9 protein-coding genes are annotated in these 16,427 nt (G+C 62.9%); 6 read left to right on the forward strand and 3 right to left on the reverse strand.

The window, feature by feature from the left end; all coding sequences use genetic code 11:
- The first annotated feature begins 249 nt into the window (after positions 1-249).
- Positions 250-3,189 carry a DEAD/DEAH box helicase gene (locus tag PSm6_RS27515; protein WP_265168847.1) on the forward strand — a complete coding sequence of 980 codons (2,940 nt, stop codon included), beginning with the start codon at positions 250-252 and terminating at the stop codon, positions 3,187-3,189.
- A gap of 229 nt (positions 3,190-3,418) precedes the next feature.
- Here the strand turns inward: PSm6_RS27515 and PSm6_RS27520 are convergent, their stop codons facing one another.
- Positions 3,419-3,793: a hypothetical protein gene (locus PSm6_RS27520; protein ID WP_265168848.1), complete on the reverse strand. Its 375-nt coding sequence runs from the start codon at positions 3,791-3,793 to the stop codon at positions 3,419-3,421.
- Between the two features lie 420 nt (positions 3,794-4,213).
- Between PSm6_RS27520 and PSm6_RS27525 the strand changes: the two genes are divergently transcribed.
- Positions 4,214-12,835 carry a glycoside hydrolase family 94 protein gene (locus tag PSm6_RS27525; RefSeq protein WP_265168850.1) on the forward strand — a complete coding sequence of 2,874 codons (8,622 nt, stop codon included), beginning with the start codon at positions 4,214-4,216 and terminating at the stop codon, positions 12,833-12,835.
- Positions 12,836-13,143: 308 nt separating this feature from the next.
- On the opposite strand, the gene PSm6_RS27530 is transcribed toward PSm6_RS27525, so the two are convergent.
- Positions 13,144-13,398: a hypothetical protein gene (locus PSm6_RS27530; RefSeq protein WP_021220187.1), complete on the reverse strand. Its 255-nt coding sequence runs from the start codon at positions 13,396-13,398 to the stop codon at positions 13,144-13,146.
- 363 nt (positions 13,399-13,761) lie between these two features.
- Here PSm6_RS27530 and PSm6_RS27535 point away from each other — a divergent pair, with 363 nt between their 5' ends.
- Together PSm6_RS27535 and PSm6_RS27540 are read left to right on the forward strand one after the other, a co-directional pair.
- A complete protein-coding gene (locus tag PSm6_RS27535) occupies positions 13,762-14,094 on the forward strand; it encodes a hypothetical protein (protein ID WP_021220186.1) in 333 nt (110 codons plus the stop codon).
- Between the two features lie 95 nt (positions 14,095-14,189).
- Positions 14,190-14,372, forward strand: coding sequence for a hypothetical protein (locus tag PSm6_RS27540; RefSeq protein ID WP_265168851.1), 183 nt, complete (start codon positions 14,190-14,192; stop codon positions 14,370-14,372).
- On the opposite strand, the gene PSm6_RS30690 is transcribed toward PSm6_RS27540, so the two are convergent.
- Entirely contained in the window at positions 14,369-14,701 is a 333-nt protein-coding gene (locus PSm6_RS30690) for a DUF3509 domain-containing protein (RefSeq protein ID WP_371876985.1), read from the reverse strand. The genes PSm6_RS27540 and PSm6_RS30690 overlap by 4 nt on opposite strands.
- 169 nt (positions 14,702-14,870) lie before the next feature.
- Between PSm6_RS30690 and PSm6_RS27545 the strand changes: the two genes are divergently transcribed.
- Both PSm6_RS27545 and PSm6_RS27550 read left to right on the forward strand, forming a co-directional pair.
- Positions 14,871-15,599: a Crp/Fnr family transcriptional regulator gene (locus tag PSm6_RS27545; protein ID WP_021220183.1), complete on the forward strand. Its 729-nt coding sequence runs from the start codon at positions 14,871-14,873 to the stop codon at positions 15,597-15,599.
- A gap of 196 nt (positions 15,600-15,795) precedes the next feature.
- Positions 15,796-16,398 carry a hypothetical protein gene (locus PSm6_RS27550; protein WP_265168853.1) on the forward strand — a complete coding sequence of 201 codons (603 nt, stop codon included), beginning with the start codon at positions 15,796-15,798 and terminating at the stop codon, positions 16,396-16,398.
- Positions 16,399-16,427: the final 29 nt, after the last annotated feature.

Below are 16,427 nucleotides of genomic sequence, written 5' to 3' on the forward strand. Positions count from 1 at the left end.
ACGACACTGTGGGCTCGATGACTCCCAGTTTGCAGGCCCGCTGAAAATGTACTGGGCCGCTATTCGTGAGCGCCAACTTTGGGTCAAAGCTGCTGGTAGTGGTGGGCAGCTATCGGCCAGAAGCGAACGCGACAGTTCAGCAGCCCTACGCTGAGTCTAACGGCCTTGTACTTATGTCTAAATTGCTAAGGCCGCCTACGCAATAGAGTGCCCTATCCAAGAAGCCCTTTCTGCTTTCAGGTAATCGCCATGGACGACGTAGCAATAACGCATTCTGATGTGTACCAGAGCTGGCAAAAACACCTCTTCAATTTCAATCTGGACGATCCTAAAGCCAAGGTGCCTGGTCTGCGGAAGCCGCAACTAGCTGCGCTTTACGCGACCCTTGGTCATTTGGTGGTCGACCCCGCAACTACGGCCACCGTAGTCATGCCCACCGGCACAGGGAAAACCGACACAATGCTCGCGCTGATCATCGCGGCGAGGATGAGCCGGACATTGATCCTTGTACCGTCGGACGCCCTCAGAACTCAGTTAGTGAATAAGTGCGCTGAGATGAAGACGCTTCGTACAGTGGGGGCCGTATCGGACACGGCGCTCAATCCCATTGTGGCGGCCATCGATTCGAAGCTGGTTGAGGCGCAGGTCGCTGAATTGGCTACGGCCAACATCATTGTGGCCACTCCCCAGGCCCTACTGCTATTCGAGGACGCTGCCTTGGGGGTGCTGGTCAACATGTGCAGCCACTTGATGATCGATGAGGCTCACCATGTCGTGGCAGCCAGTTGGAGTCGAATCAAAACAGCTTTCAAGGGCAAACCTTGTATACAGCTCACAGCGACGCCATTTCGGGAGGATGGCCTGGCTCTGGCTGGCAAGATCATCTACAACTACCCACTCCGGGATGCGCAGCTTGATGGTTATTTCAAAGGCATCGAGTTCCATCCGGTACGAGAATACAACCTCAATCTGTCCGACCAAGCCATCGCAGACAAGGCCGTTGAGCTGCTCCGGGCTGATCTCAAGGCAGGCTACAACCATTTGATGATGGTGCGTGCCAAGTCCCACAAGCGGGCGACAGACCTATTTGAGATTTACAAACAGCATCCCGACCTGACGCCAGTTCTGATTCACAGCAAGGTGCCGAACCAGGCCAGGGTGATGGCGGATATCGTCGAGAAGAAGCACCGGATCATCGTCTGTGTCGACATGCTTGGCGAAGGCTTCGATCTGCCCGAGCTCAAAATCGCCGCCATTCATGATCAACACCAAAGCCCAGCTGTAACGCTCCAGTTCATTGGTCGACTGACGAGAGTAGATGCGGCTCTTGGTGATGCCAAGTTTGTTGCCAATATCGCTAACCAGAAGACTGACCACCAAATGGCAGCCCTGTACAAGGAGAGTGCTGACTGGAGTGCAGTCATTCGCGACGTGAGCGAGAAAAAGGTCAGCCGGGAAATTGAAAAGGCGGACTTCAGCGAGCAGTTTGCCGATGGTGAAGATGCTCAGGTGATTTTTGGACTAAACCCGAACCCCAAAATTAGCGCAGTGGCATATCACGTCTCTCCCCAGGACTGGACACCACAGCGTGCGCAGGGGCTGGATGGGCGCAGAGAAAAACTGCAGTACATCTCGACCAATGATCAGGCCGATACAGTCATAGCTGTGACCCGGCGAGAGACGCCGGTTGGATGGGCTCAGACAGAAGAAATCCTCGATACCAATTGGAATCTGTACATCGCCTTCTATAACAAGGCGCAGAGCACCCTCTTCGTTCACACCTCAGGTGACGACACCCAGGCAACTCACTTTCTCAACCTGGTGACCAGAGCCTCCCGCCGCATCAATGGTGAGCCGGCCTTCCGTACGCTCCACGACATCAAACTGATGAAGCTGCAGAACGTTGGCCTATCACGCGCCCGGAAAGACCTGCGGTTCACGATGCACGTGGGGCGCGATATCAATCAAGTGATCAGCGATATTGAGAAGGGCAACGCGACAAAATCCAATATTTTCGCCACCGGCTTTGAGGATGGCGAACGAACTACCGTGGGCTGCTCGCAAAAAGGCAAGATCTGGGAGATGAACTCCTCTCCGATCAACTACTGGGTCGAGTGGTGCAAGCGCATGTCGGTCAAACTCAACGACAACACTATCGACCCTGCTGACGTGCTCAAAAATGTCATGCGTGTTGAGCAGATCAAGGACAGATGGCCAGAGGGCCTGTTTTACTCCGACTGGCCTGAGTCAATCGCGATCGAAAGCGAGCAAAGGATCGCATTGTATTTTCAGGGAGAGACTTTCAACCTCCTCGACGTCGAGCTTGGTAAGCCTGAGTACATTGACGCGCGGACGCTGGAGATACCCGTCCTTGTCGCGGGGAACGATGGCGATGAACGCCGCCTCACTACCATCTCCATCAATTTGTTGGAGGACGGCTACAAGACGTCCTGTCCAGGCGTGAAGATTCTTTACCCCCACGAAATGCCACTGGACTCCTACCTGGATGCCGAGCCGCTTGTATTGCTCAAGGTCGACGGTTCCATGGTGCAAGGCAACTACCGCCATTACTCGCTCAACAGCATGGATGTAAAACTGCCTGCCGATTTGCTCGAACCCTGGGATTGGGGAGCGACGAAAATCTATCAGGAGTCCATGCGTGCAGAGCGACGTAAAGACTCAGTACAAGGCTTCACTTTTGACAAGATCGCTGATGAATACTCCATCGTCTTCAACGATGACGGCAAAGGCGAAATCGCTGATCTAGTGGCAATTCGGGAAAACAAGAACGCCATATACGTCGACCTCTACCACTGCAAATACTGCCCTATGACGAATGGCGTGGCTGCGCCCGGGGCGCGCGTCGCCGACGTCTATGAAGTATGCGGCCAGGCGTCGAGATCGGTGAAATGGCTGTACACGGGCGACAAGTTCTTCAACCGATTGATGGATCGTTACCAGCAATCACTGCTCAAGGGCTTCGACAGAATCCTGAAAGGCACGCCTCAACAACTGGAGATACTGCGCAACAAATGCCACGACCATGAGCTGATCTTCAAGTTTGTGATCGTTCAACCCGCAATATCAGCGAAGATGGTGTCGAAGGAGCAGTTGGCCGTATTGGGAACGAGCTACTCATACATCAAGAGCATTTCGGGATCAGACATCAAGGTTATTGTTAGCCCTTAACCGAGTCGCATCAGCGGAATGGCAGCCGATTCCGCTGATGTCATGTATGACCGTGCCTTCGATACCTACTTCGCTTTGCCACCACAGGTTTGTGTAAATCTCCTAGGTACTCGATGGCCGCTCCTGGCGGATAGCTGCCTATCATCCACGCCTCTCCGCTGAACAGTTAACGCTGGAATAATCTGTCTCCGAGCCTCACTAACAGCGTAAATCCCACTCATGACCGACCTCACTCGACCTCTTCCACTCCGCCTTCCACGCGCGCGAAATCGACGCCGCCCTGAAGGCACTCGCCAACCTCGACGATCAGACCACCGCCCCACTGCTTGCAAAGCTGCTGCTGGAGCACTGGCATGAGGCACATGAAGACATCGTTTTCGAACTGGGGCTGATCGGCAAGCCCAGCACCACGGCAGCCATCGCCAGAGCTGCGGAGATGAGGTTTGAGTACCTCATCGACTGGGACAATCTCCACGCCTTTCAGTGCAAGTGCGCTTATGCGCTGGCACGCATTGGCACGACCGAGACAAAAGTGGCGTTGGAGTTGATAGCGAAGCATTCCGACCCGATGCTGCGTGAGTACGGCCAGGAGGGTCTGGACCACTGGCCCATCCCGTACAAGGGCGGCGATGTCCCCATCCAGGGCGGGCCGTATGTGCGGTCGGTTGGCCATGTGTCGGGCGGAAGCCGTGGTTGCGGAGCCGCCAGTGTAAGCGCCGGCTCACTCTGTTCGCAGCAGTTGAATTCGTTTCGCCAGCTGTGCCAGCCGTCATCACCTCGGCGCCACCTTCTTCGGACGATGCCACACCGCAAAGGGGACCGGCGCGCAGCCGGCCTCTCTGCCCACAACGCCGCACACGGCTATGTTCGCTAACGAACAGACGACACGGACGCCGCCCGATAGGCTCGTCAACCTTCAAAATTGCCCTCGGGCAACACGCCGCTTCATCGAGCCATCTACCCCGGCTCACCGCCACCACGCCTGCTGCGCTCGATAGGCAGGCGCGTCGTGCAAGGGACCCATATGGACAGCATTCGTACCCGCGCCTGGCTGGCGCGCCTGCATTTTCGCTACGCACAGTGGCGTACCTCACGACGCAAATTCGAGTATGAGCCCATCCTCCGCGCGGAACTGTTCAGCAGCGAGCAGATGGCCGCATACGGCGCCTGGCTGGCCCAGCACCACCATGTAGGCCGGCATCCGGTCCGCGATACGTTGCTGGCACGCCTGGCGCAGAACGAGATCACCCTGACGAGCAGTTGCCTGGCCCTCAACAGCGCTCCCGGGCCGAACCAGAACGTCACACCGGCAGCGGAATGGCTGCTGGACAACTTCTACCTGGTCGAAGAGCACATCCGCACCGCCAAGAGCCATCTGCCAAGAGGCTACAGTCGTGAGCTGCCACGCCTGGCAAGCGGCCCGTCGGCGGGCCTGCCCAGGGTCTACGACATCGCGCTGGAAACCATTTCCCATGGGGATGGCCGGGTCGACGGCGAGAGCCTGAGCCGCTTCGTCGCGGCCTATCAGAGCGTCACGCCCCTGACCCTGGGCGAGCTATGGGCGATCCCCATAATGCTGCGCCTGGCGCTGATCGAGAACCTGCGGCGCGTCGCCTCGCGGGTGATGGTCAACTGGGACGAGCACATCCTGGCCAACGACTGGGCCGACCGCCTTATCGAAACCGCCGAACGGGACGCCAAGAGCGTGGTGCTGACAGTGGCGGACATGGCGCGCTCCGCCCCTCCGCTCACCGCGTCCTTCGTCGCCGAGCTGACAAGACGCCTGCAGGGGCAGAGCGCCGCACTGGTCCTGCCCATGACGTGGATCGAGCAGGCACTTGCCGAAGGAGGCCTCAGCATCGAGCGCCTGGTGCGCCTGGACGCCCAGCAGCAGGCTGCCGAGCAGGTCTCGATCGGCAACAGCATCGGCAGCCTGCGCCTGCTCTCGGCTACCGACTGGCGTGAATTCGTCGAAAACCTGAGCCAGGTCGAACAGGTGCTACGCACAGATCCGGCGGGCATCTACCCGCTCATGGACTTCGCCAGCCGCGACCGCTATCGACACGAGGTCGAACGCCTGGCCAGGACCTGTGCCCGCAGCGAAGAGGACGTCGCCGAAGCCGCTGTCCTGCTCAGCGTCGCCAACCCGGAAACGGCCCCGACCGGGCACGTGGGTTACTACCTGATCGACCATGGCCTCGCCGAACTGGAACGGAGCATCGCGGCGCGCATCCCAATGGCCCAGCGCTGGCAGCGCCTGCTGCGAAGCGCACCCCTGGCGTTCTTCCTGACGCCCGCCCTGCTCCTCACGCTGGCGTTTGCCTGGCCATTCATCGACGCCTCGCGGCGCGATGGCGTCCCGACCTACCTGCTGGTACCGCTCGCCATCGGCGCGCTGCTGATGACCAGCCGACTGGCCATCGGCCTGGTGAACTGGCTGGTGACCCTGACCGTCGTACCCAACCCCTTGCCACGCCTGGACTACAGCAAGGGCATCCCGAGGGATGCCTGCACCCTGGTCGTGATACCCACCTTGATCGCCCATGCCGGAGACGTCGAGGAACTGGCCGAAGGCCTGGAAGTCCGCTATCTCGCGAACCGGGACGGCAACCTGTACTTCGCGCTGCTCACTGATTTCCTGGACGCCCCCACCGAGGTGATCGACGCGGACGCTAGCCTGCTGGGCATGGCGCGGCTGCAGATCGAAGCGCTCAACGCGAAGTACCCGAACAGCGAGGGAGATCGTTTCTTCCTGCTCCACCGGCCACGGCAATGGAACCCGTCCGATCGGACCTGGATGGGGTATGAGCGAAAGCGCGGTAAGCTCGCGGAACTCAATGCGCTGCTCCGAGGACGAGGTCGGGAGCGCTTCGCGCTGATAGTCGGTGACATCGACGCGCTGCCTGCGGTCCGCTACGTAATCACCCTGGATACCGACACCCAGCTGCCACGCGATGTTGCCCGCCAGCTCGTCGGCGCCATGGAGCACCCGCTCAACCGTGCGACCTTCGACCCGCGCCTGGGACATATCAGCAGCGGCTACGCCATTCTCCAGCCACGCATCGGCATCAGCCTGCCGAGCACGGCAAGGTCGGCCTATGCCCGCCTTTTCGGCAGCGATGCCGGTGTGGACCCTTACACGCGTGTCGTGTCGGATGTCTACCAGGACCTGTTCCAGCACGGCTCCTTCATTGGCAAAGGCATCTATTGCATCGATGCGTTCGAGCAAGCCCTTGAAGGTTGCTTCCCGGAAAACTGCATCCTCAGCCACGACCTGATCGAAGGATGCTACGCGCGCTCAGGCCTGCTCAGTGACGTGCAACTCTACGAAGAGCACCCCGCCCGCTACAGCGCCGACGTCAAGCGCCGTCACCGCTGGATTCGCGGTGACTGGCAACTGCTGCCCTGGGCGCTGCCCTGGACGCCCTGCCCCGAAGGCGGCACCGAACGCAACCGCCTGAGCGTCCTCGCACGCTGGAAGATCCTCGACAACCTGCGGCGCAGCCTGGAGCAGGTGGCGCTCCTGGGCATGCTCGCCTGGGGCTGGCTGGTGTCCTCCCAGCCCTACATCTGGACCTCTGCACTGGTACTGCTGGTGCTCGCCCAACCGCTGCTGAACACATTGCTGGAGCTACTGCGCAAAGCCCCCGAGATTCCGCTTCGCGAACACCTGTCGGCGGCCTTTCGAACCTCCGGCATGCACTTCACCCGTGCACTGCTGAACCTAGCATGGCTGCCTCACGAAGCGCTCTATAGCCTCGATGCGATCATCCGAACCCTGTGGCGCATGGTGGTCAGCAGGAGGCACCTGCTGGAGTGGAATGCCTCCCGGGAGGTGGAGCGAGCCACCGGCAACGCGTTCCTCGGCCTTTATCGCAGCCTGTGGATCGCCCCACTGCTGGCGCTGTCGTTGCTGGCTCTGCTGCTGCCCAACCCCGACGTGCTGGTACTGGCCAGCCCCTTCCTGACCATCTGGCTGGTCAGCCCGGCCCTGGCCTGGTGGCTCAGTCGCCCCGCGGCGATCGCACATTTCTCCTGCTCCACCGACGACCTGCGTTTCCTGCATGTGCTGGCGCGCAAGACCTGGGCCTTCTTCGAGCAATATGTCGGCCCGGAGGACAACTGGTTGCCACCGGACAATATCCAGGAGCAGCCACGTGCCGCCATCGCTCATCGGACCTCACCCACCAACATGGGCATGGCGCTGCTATCCCATCTGGCCGCCCATGACTTCGGCTACCTGAGCGGTGGCTGCCTCCTGGATCGCCTGGAGCGGATGCTGGCCAGCATGGCCGGGCTGGAGCGCCATCGCGGCCACTTCTACAACTGGTACGACACCCGCACCCTCCAGCCCTTGCCGCCGCGCTACGTTTCCACCGTCGACAGCGGCAACCTTGCCGGACTGCTGCTGACCCTGCGTCCCGGTCTCATGGCACTGGCTGATGAACGACTGCTGGATCGGCGCGTGGCCGGTGGCCTGATGGACGGCATCGACACCGTTCTCGACGCGCTCCTCGCAACCGACCTTGATACCCGTGCGCTGATCGATCTGCGCGGCGAGGCCGAGGCGATGAGCCTGCAGAGCGGACTCGCGGACATTCCCCGGATGATCGGGCTGCTGCAGAGAACGGCAGATACCACCCGCCTCCTGTCACCAGGGGACACGACGGACGCAGCATTCTGGATCGACCAGTTGCATGGGCAGTGCATGGACCAGCAGCAGGAGCTGCAGCGTTTCCAGCTGCCGGAGCCCCTCCAGGCGAGCGATGCGGAACACAGCACCTGGCGCCGGATGGCCCAACTGGACGCCCGCCTCTGGAGCCCCGAACACCAGGACAGGGTGCAGGCGGTGCGCACGCTCGCCGCCGGGCGTGTGCAGGCCCTGGAGCGGCTTGCGGAAATGGCGGTCGCACTGGCGGACATGGATTTCACCTTCCTCTACGACACACGCCGAGACCTTTTCGTGATCGGCTACAACGTCGATGAACGTCGGCTCGACACCGCCTTCTATGACCTGCTCGCTTCCGAGATGCGCCTGACCAACTTCGTCGTCATCGCCCAGGGCCAGTTGCCGCAGGAGGGTTGGTTCACCCTTGGCCGGCTGCTCACCAGCAATGGTGGGGTACCGGTGCTTCTGTCCTGGTCCGGCTCGATGTTCGAGTACCTGATGCCCCTGCTGGTGATGCCCGGCTACGAAGGCACGCTGCTCGACCAGAGCTGCCGCGCGGCGGTGGCCAGGCAGATCGAACATGGCAATCAGAACGGCATTCCCTGGGGGGTTTCCGAATCGGGCTACAACACCCTCGACGCACAGTTCAACTACCAGTACCGCGCCTTCGGGGTACCGGGGCTGGGCCTCAAGCGCGGCCTCGGCGAAGACAGGGTGGTAGCCCCCTACGCCAGTGTCCTGGCCCTGATGGTGGCTCCCGAGGCCGCCTGCCGTAACCTCCAGCGCCTGACGTCGCTGGGCCTCGCGGGCCGCTTCGGACTCTATGAGGCGGTGGACTTCACAGAGGCGCGCCTGCCCCGTGGGCAGTCCTCGGCCATCGTCCGCTCCTTCATGGCCCACCATCAGGGCATGAGCCTGCTGGCACTCACCTGCCTGCTACTCGACCGCCCGATGCAGCGCCGCTTCGAGTCCGTGCCGCAGTTCCAGGCCACCCTGCTCCTGCTGCAGGAACGTGTCCCCAAGAGCGCGGTCCAGTACATCCACGCCACCAACGCGCCGGCTGACGAAGCCACGCGCCAAAACGAAACCAAGCTGCGCGTCTACGCTGATCCAGGCCGCAAACGCCCCGCCGTGCAGCTGCTCTCCAACGGTCGCTACCACGTGATGCTGAGCAACGCCGGTGGCGGTTACAGCAAACGGCGCGACCTGGCGATCACCCGCTGGCAGGAAGACTTCACCCGGGATGGCTACGGCATGTTCTGCTACCTGCGGGATGTCGCCAGCGGCGCCTACTGGTCGGCTGCGCACCAGCCGACCCTGCGCCACCCGGAATTCCATGAAGCCATCTTCACCGACGCACGAGCTGAATTCCGTGTTCGCGAATGCGACTTCGACAGCCACATGGAGATCGTCGTATCCCCGGAGGACGACATCGAGCTCAGGCGCCTGCACCTCACCAACCGCAGCCGCACGAGACGGAGCCTGGAGCTGACCAGCTATAGCGAGGTGGTGCTGGCACCTGCACTCAGTGACGCGATGCACCCGGCCTTCAGCAACCTCTTCGTGCAGACCGAGCTGCTGCGTCCGCTACAGGCCATCGTCTGCACCCGCCGCCCCCGCGCCAGCGACGAGGCGGTGCCCTGGATGTGCCACCTCCTGGCAGCGCACGGCGTGGACATCGACAGCATTTCCTACGAGACGGACCGCGCCCGTTTCATCGGCAGGGGACGCACGGTGGTAGCTCCGGCGGCTCTGGCCGAAGGCACGGAACAGCTCTCCGGCACCGCCGGCCCGGTACTGGACCCCATCGTGGCCATCCGCTGCCGCATCACCCTGGACCCCAACCAGACAGCCACCATCGACCTGGTGACCGGCATCGCGGACAGTCGCGAAGACTGCCTGCACCTGATCGAGAAATACCGCGACCGCCATCTGGCCGATCGCGTCTTCGACCTCGCCTGGACCCACAGCCAGGTGCTGCTGCGCCAGCTCAACGCGACAATGGCGGATGCCCGCCTGTTCGAGCAGATGGCGGCTGGCATCCTCTATGCGAATGCCGCACTGCGCACCGACCAGGCGACGCTGGTTGCCAACCGGCGCAACCAGTCAGGGCTATGGGGTCAAGGCATATCCGGCGACCTACCTATCGTTCTGCTGCAGATCGCCGCTCCTGCCAGCATCGAACTGGCCAGGCAGATGGTGCAGGCCCACACCTACTGGCGGCAGAAAGGCCTGGCGGTGGATCTCGTGATCTGGAACGAGGACCAGGCCGGCTACCGCCAGCACCTTCAGGACCTGATCATGGGGCTGGTCACCTCCGGCAGCGAGGCCAACCTGGTGGACCGCCCCGGCGGTATCTTCGTGCGCCCTGCACAACAGCTCTCAGGCGAGGACCGAACCCTGATCCTCGCCGTGGCACGCCTGGTGATCAACGACAGCAAGGGCAGCCTCGCCGAGCAGGTCCAAAGGCGCCGGGCCGAACCATCGCTGGGCCGCTTCGAGCCATCCGCCGCAGCCCCGCAACCACGTGCACTGCCGCAAGACCTGCCGCGCCCACCGCAACGGGTGCTGACCAACGCTTACGGCGGCTTCAGTGCCGACGGCTGCGAGTACATCATCGACGTGCAACGCGACCGCCCCACCCCGGCGCCCTGGGTCAACGTACTGGCGAACCCGAAGCTCGGTAGCGTCGTCTCCGAAAGCGGCAGCGCATACACCTGGGGTGAGAACGCCCACGAATACCGGCTCACGCCCTGGCACAACGACCCGGTCAGCGACCCCAGCGGCGAAGCCCTCTACCTGCGCGACGAAGACAGCGGTCACTACTGGTCGCCAACCCCCCTGCCCTGCCCGGGCCGCGGCGCATATCGAATTCGCCACGGCTTCGGCTACAGCGTCTTCGAGCACGAGGAGAACGGCATCAACACCGAGCTGTGGGTCTACGTCGCCCTGGAGGCACCGATCAAGTTCTCCCGGCTCAAGGTACGCAACAGCTCCGGCCGGCCCCGCCGGCTTACGGTGACCAGCTACGTGGAATGGGTGCTCGGCGACCTGCGCAGCAGATCGGCCATGCACCTGGTCACCGAAGCTGACCCCTTCAGCGGTGCGCTGCTAGCGCGCAACGCCTACTCCATCGACTTCTCCAGCCGAGTGGCCTTCCTCGACACCGATGCCGAGAACCCGGGATTCACCGGCGACCGCACCGAGTTCATCGGACGCAACGGCAACCTGGCATCGCCGGCCGCGTTGGAACGTGGACGCCTGTCCGGCCGCACCGGCGCAGGCATGGACCCTTGTGGCGCATTCCAGGTGCCCTTGGTACTGGACGAGGGTGAAAGCCGCGAGATCGTCTTTCGGCTGGGCTTCGAGAACGATGCCAAGGCGGCCAACCTTCTGCTGCTCAAGCATCGGGGCACCCTGGCCGCCATCAGTGAACTGGACAAGGTGCGCAGGTACTGGCGGGACACCCTGGGCGCCGTCCGTATCGAGACGCCCGATCCATCCATCGACTTCATGGCCAACGGCTGGCTGATGTACCAGGTCATCGCCAGCCGCTTCATGGCACGCAGCGGCTACTACCAGTCTGGCGGTGCCATCGGCTTCCGCGACCAGCTGCAGGACTGCATGGCGATGGTCCATGCCGACCCGGGCTCCGCGCGCCGTCACCTGCTGCTCTGCGCCGCGCACCAGTTTCCCGAAGGCGACGTGCAGCACTGGTGGCATCCCCCGCAGAACAGGGGCGTGCGCACGGGCTGCTCGGACGACTTCCTCTGGCTGCCGCTGGCCACAAGCCGCTATGTCCAGGTCACCGGGGACGTCACTGTGCTGCACGAAAAGGTCGGCTATATCGAAGGTCGTCGGCTGAACGCGGGCGAAGAGTCCTACTACGATCTGCCGGGCCACTCGCCTCTGGAGGAAAGCCTGTACCAGCACTGCGTGCGAGCCATAGAGAACAGCCTGCCGCGCGGTGAACGCGGACTGCCCCTGATGGGTTGCGGTGACTGGAACGACGGCATGAACCGGGTGGGCGAGCAGGGACAGGGGGAAAGCGTTTGGCTGGGCTTCTTCGGCCATGAAGTCCTGCTGCGATTTGCCGAGATGGCCCACCTGCAAGATGACACCTCGTTCGCCCGACGCTGTACCGAACAGGCGCAACTGCTGAGTGCCAGCCTGGAAGAACATGGCTGGGATGGAGGCTGGTATCGACGTGCCTATTTCGACAACGGACAAGCGCTGGGATCGTTCCGCAACGAGGAGTGCCGGATCGACTCCATCGCCCAGAGCTGGGCGGTGCTTTCCGGCGTCGCGCCGGACGACCGCGCCCGCCGCGCCATGGCCGCACTGGACGAGCATCTGGTTCGCCGAGATATCGGCATCGTGCTACTGCTGGACCCACCGTTCGATCACAGCTCGCTGGACCCCGGCTACATCAAGGGCTATGTGCCAGGCGTCAGGGAAAACGGCGGCCAGTACTCGCATGCCGCCGTCTGGGCAAGCATGGCCTTCGCCCGGCTCGGCGACAGCAAACGGGCCTGGGAGCTGCTGCACATGATCAACCCGGCCGGCCAGCACGGCACCGCGCGGATCGAAACCTACAAGGTGGAGCCCTACGTAATGGCGGCGGACGTCTACGGCGCTGCGCCCCATGCAGGCCGTGGTGGCTGGAGCTGGTACACGGGTTCGGCCGGGTGGATGTACCGCTTGATCGTCGAGTCCCTGCTGGGCCTGCAGCGCAACGGCACCACACTGCGCATCCAGCCGCTGCTGCCCGCGCATTGGCCGGGCTATACCCTGTACTACCGATTCGGAGCAACGCGTTATCGGATCGAGGTCCGCCCGGCCGGCAGCGACAGCGGTTCACTGAGCCTGGATGGGCAGGTGCAGGCCGATGCGACCCTGGTGCTACGGGACGACGGCGGCGAGCACCAGGTCGTGGCGCTGTACCGAGCAACCTCGGCAAGCCTTGAGCAGGCCTGACCGGGGCGGAGCTCAGGGGGCCGGCGGCCCCACGAAGGGCGCGATGCAGGGCTCGGGAGGGTGCTTCCGGGCGACTGCGGGGGGATCGGATGGGTCCGGGAAGGAATAGCGCTCGGCGCGTGAATAGATAGGCCGTTGCGGAGCCCGCTCTGCCGCGATCTCAGGATGGGAAAAGAGGATATCGAGCAGGGGATCGTTGTGGCATGGAATCTTCATGGGGCCCTCGAAGGCAACCCGGCTCTGCAGGATCTTGTTCCGGGGCCTTGAGCTTAGCCAGGCTCGCATGCGACTTCGGTGCGTTGGCGCGCTTAACGGGCAACCCGGCGTCGCAGGCAGGCGCTGTCGAAATCATCCAGCACATGGGACGCGTGGATCAGGTCCCTGCCGGAGGCGTACAACGACGCATGGCGCCGCCGCCCCGAGCAGGGGGCCAACAGGTGGATGATGGTCGGGGTGTCGTCCGGGACGCTCTCGCGCCGTATCAACCGGATCACATTGCCGCTTTCCCGGTCGATGACGAAGTAGAAAGGAAGCCGGATGCCCTGTAGCCCACGGCCGCTCATGGCTGCGGCCCCTGGTGTAACGGCTCGCCCGCAGGCCCATGGATATCCCTCTCGTCGGTTTCCAGACAACGCCTGAGCAGCAACTGTCCTGCGGTGACCTGAAGCGGGAAGCGCCTTGCCACAGGCTTGCCGGGCCGACGGACCAGATTGGGATCGGAATGTCTTTTCATCTCTACCTCACAAGGCTTCGCAGGTGCGCTCGCTCCTGGCGAGCATCGCAGATGCTCCCGTCGGCCTCGGTGCGTTAGGGCGCTTAGGGCGCTTAGGGCGCTTAGGGCCGATATAAGTGCTCCAACGCACCGACACCCATGGGCGAAGTCTGCAATTGTACGGACTACCCTCAACCCAGACCCGGGAAGCACCATGACCGTTTCGATTGCAAGTGCCACGCCCCCACCGGGCCACATACCCGAAACCGCTCAGGAACGGGCGATACGTGCACGACGGACCCAAGAACTGCAGCAGTTCCTGATCGCCATCGACGCCATCATCAGAAAACGCTGCGAGCTTTCCCCGGAAGAACGCAGCAGCGCTGCGAGTGAACTGCAGGCCCGTTACGAAGCGGCACGCAACGCCATGGATGCGTTGCAGGCATCACTCGCCCGCCGCGCCATCCGCACCCTGCAGCCGAAAGCCTGTCAGACGACCGGTGCGGAGCTCCTGAAGGCCTGCAGGCCGGAGCGACGCTACGAGTAGAGTCCCACGCCCACGGTACCGACCTGCCTCGCCCCATCCGGACCGTTTCCCACGTTCAAATGAACGCTCCGCCACCACGGCGGACGGAGGGATTCATGCACACGCCAGAGGAAGACCGCAGGGACGCCCTCGAATCGAGCCCCGTCGATCCGCCGGAACGGCGCAAATCGACACAGGACAAACGCCAGTTCCTTGAAGCACTGCGCGCCGAAATCGCCCTGTACGACAGGCAGCTGTCCTTGCCCCTGGATACTCCCGGCAAGCCTGACAGGCGCTAGCCTGTCGCCCCCTCACTGAGGCCTTGCCATGAACGGTTTCTTGCCAAGGCGCAGCGGCATGCCGCTGTAGGTGGGCAACTCAATGCCGGCCCGGTGGCCATCCGTAGCCAGCCAGAGCTCCCCCCTTTCCTCAACTTGAGATCCAGCTGAATCTGCTTGACCAGGGCGTCAAGCTGGTCAGCATCGGTCAATGCACCGGCGGCAACTACTCTCAGGTAGCGATTGCCCGCCCGCTCGAGGCACACCACCAGGCTACCGCCCGGTCGCGCGCTCATCGTCACACTGTGTTCGGGAAAGGAGTTGGCGAGGTAGGTGGTAATAGGTTTCATGGGCCCCCCTGGGAGCGGCGGATCTGTCCGCAGCCCCGTAGGTTGCACGAGCCATCCCCTGGCGTCTGTACGCCAGCGCACCCATGGAGACCAGGAAGGCACCGTACGTAGACGCGTAAGTGGAGTAGTGTGGGCCACCTGGGGCCTCCACTTCCCCTAGGCGACCACTATGACCCGCATACCCAAGCCCCAGCAGAACCACCTGCTGTCCGCATTGCCGGACGACGCGCGCAAGCGTCTGCAGCCCCACCTTGAGCTCGTCGAGTTCCCGCTTGGCAAGGTGCTCTACGAATCAGGCGACGCCATGCGCCATGTGTTCTTCCCCATCGACGCCATCGTTTCCCTGCTCTACGTCATGGAGAACGGCGCATCGGCAGAGATCTCGGTGGCAGGCAACGAAGGGATGATCGGTATCGCAGTGTTCATGGGCGGCGAAAGCACGCCCAGCCGCGCCATCGTGCAGAGCGCCGGCTACGCCTACCGGTTGCCGGGGCAACGTCTGAAGGACGAATGCAACCGCCATGGCGAGATGCTGCAACTGATGCTGCGCTACACCCAGGCGCTGATCACCCAGATGGCCCAGACCGCCGTCTGCAACCGCCATCACTCCATCGACCAGCAGCTGTGCCGCTGGCTGCTGCTGTCGCTGGACCGGCTGTCCGGAAACTCGCTGAACATGACCCAGGAACTGATCGCCAATATGCTCGGGGTGCGTCGCGAAGGCGTTACCGAGGCTGCTGGAAATCTGCAACGCCAGGGCGTGATCGAATACAGCCGTGGCCACATCAGGGTGCTGGACAGGGCCAGGCTCGAAGCGTTGAGCTGCGAGTGCTACGCGGTGGTGCGCAAAGAGACCGAGCGTCTCCTGCCCTACCTGCCTTCCCAGGACACTGCCTGAACGGTAGTGATCAAGCCTCGCCCCCCACCGCCACCAGAATCCCGACTCGATTAGCAACGTGAGCCCCGTAACGCCAGCCGAGGAGCGTGCAGGGTAATCTGCGCCGATATGCACCCCGCCATCCACCACAGGGCAGACCAGGGACGAAATGAGATTCTCCGATGAGGTTGCGGCCGCCTTTCCGGCCGCCAATCCGATGCCCAGCCTGTTGCGCCAGGCCATCGAACTGATGGAAGCGCACGGCTGCGTCCGCACGCTCCGCAGCGGGGCCCGCTACATGACCCTGCACCCCGAGCCCGAATTCAGCGAGATCTCCACCACCTCCTTCCACGTGCCGGACCTGGCCGATACCGCGAGCTGGACCAACAGCGAAGACCCGGCGGTGAACGAACGCCTGCGGATCTTCCTGAAAACCGGCGGGGATGGTTCCTGGGCAGGGCTGTGGGTGGACGACGAGGGGCAGCAGCGCATCGTGCACCTGGGCTCGGGCTCCGGGTCGGTGATGCTCTGCGTGCTGACGCAGAACGTGGAGGACCTGCTGCGCCTGCTGGCCATCGGTTACGACGAGCTGTGCTGGCCGGAGCAGTTCGGGGTGACGCCCCAGCAGATCAAGGACATCGACTACGAAGACGCCGACTACCCACCGCCTCCGCAGCTGTTCCGCGAGCATGTCGAGCGCACGCTGGGGCTGAGCATCCCGACGCGCGCGAAGGAGATCGTCCAGAGCACCGCGAGCATGGACGACGATGAGTCGAGCGATCCGTTCTGGAACTGGCTGAAGCGGGTTCGAGGGGATTGATGGTGCCGGGCACGCTATCCCGTCGCCGA

Source organism: Pseudomonas solani, from assembly GCF_026072635.1.
In the GTDB taxonomy this organism is placed as follows: domain Bacteria; phylum Pseudomonadota; class Gammaproteobacteria; order Pseudomonadales; family Pseudomonadaceae; genus Metapseudomonas; species Metapseudomonas solani.

What these genes read in the sequence shown, in the direction of transcription:
- PSm6_RS27515 (WP_265168847.1), top strand. Translation starts at nt 250, where the DNA reads ATGGACGACGTAGCAATAACGCATTCTGATGTGTACCAGAGCTGGCAA.
- PSm6_RS27525 (WP_265168850.1), top strand. Translation starts at nt 4,214, where the DNA reads ATGGACAGCATTCGTACCCGCGCCTGGCTGGCGCGCCTGCATTTTCGC.
- PSm6_RS27530 (WP_021220187.1), bottom strand. Translation starts at nt 13,398, where the DNA reads ATGAGCGGCCGTGGGCTACAGGGCATCCGGCTTCCTTTCTACTTCGTC.
- PSm6_RS27535 (WP_021220186.1), top strand. Translation starts at nt 13,762, where the DNA reads ATGACCGTTTCGATTGCAAGTGCCACGCCCCCACCGGGCCACATACCC.
- PSm6_RS27540 (WP_265168851.1), top strand. Translation starts at nt 14,190, where the DNA reads ATGCACACGCCAGAGGAAGACCGCAGGGACGCCCTCGAATCGAGCCCC.
- PSm6_RS30690 (WP_371876985.1), bottom strand. Translation starts at nt 14,701, where the DNA reads ATGAAACCTATTACCACCTACCTCGCCAACTCCTTTCCCGAACACAGT.
- PSm6_RS27545 (WP_021220183.1), top strand. Translation starts at nt 14,871, where the DNA reads ATGACCCGCATACCCAAGCCCCAGCAGAACCACCTGCTGTCCGCATTG.
- PSm6_RS27550 (WP_265168853.1), top strand. Translation starts at nt 15,796, where the DNA reads ATGCCCAGCCTGTTGCGCCAGGCCATCGAACTGATGGAAGCGCACGGC.